Origin of the sequence: Halomonas sp. ATBC28, from assembly GCF_005937175.1 — a bacterium.
Lineage (GTDB): Bacteria > Pseudomonadota > Gammaproteobacteria > Pseudomonadales > Halomonadaceae > Vreelandella > Vreelandella titanicae.
The window spans coordinates 1-412 of the sequence record NZ_VCQL01000153.1; the positions used below are offsets into that span (position 1 = coordinate 1).

Sequence of the window (412 nt, forward strand, 5' to 3'; positions counted from 1 at the left end):
ATGGAGATGACCCTCAGACAAAACCGTTCTGCAAAAGATGCCGCCTCCATTAACCAACAATTCTCATCCCTGATTGCGCTGACCGCGCAACCTGACCATCTCAACGATGTCTCCTATCAGGTCACTACGCTGCTACAGGATATCGAGGATATCTTACCCGGCTTGCCAACCACCCGTGACGATCAGCAGGTTGCCGCATCGCAAAGCGCAGACAACATTCCGGCGGCGGACGAGGGAAATAACCGCACCGACTGGGCTGAGGTGACGACGGGAATTAACCAGAGCATTCAGGACGCGATAGCGCGCTATCAGGGCGGCGATGCGAAGAATGCGATTCTGGATATCCAGGATACCTACTTCGACCGCTTCGAAGCCAGCGGCATGGAAAACAAAATCGGCTCTCGCGATTCGG

The 412-nt window shown here is 54.9% G+C and carries 1 protein-coding gene; it reads left to right on the top strand.

The window, feature by feature from the left end:
• Nucleotides 1-6: 6 nt before the first annotated feature.
• Nucleotides 7-412 (top strand): hypothetical protein (locus E0L35_RS25790; protein WP_349304661.1); only part of this gene is annotated, 406 nt, incomplete at its 3' end.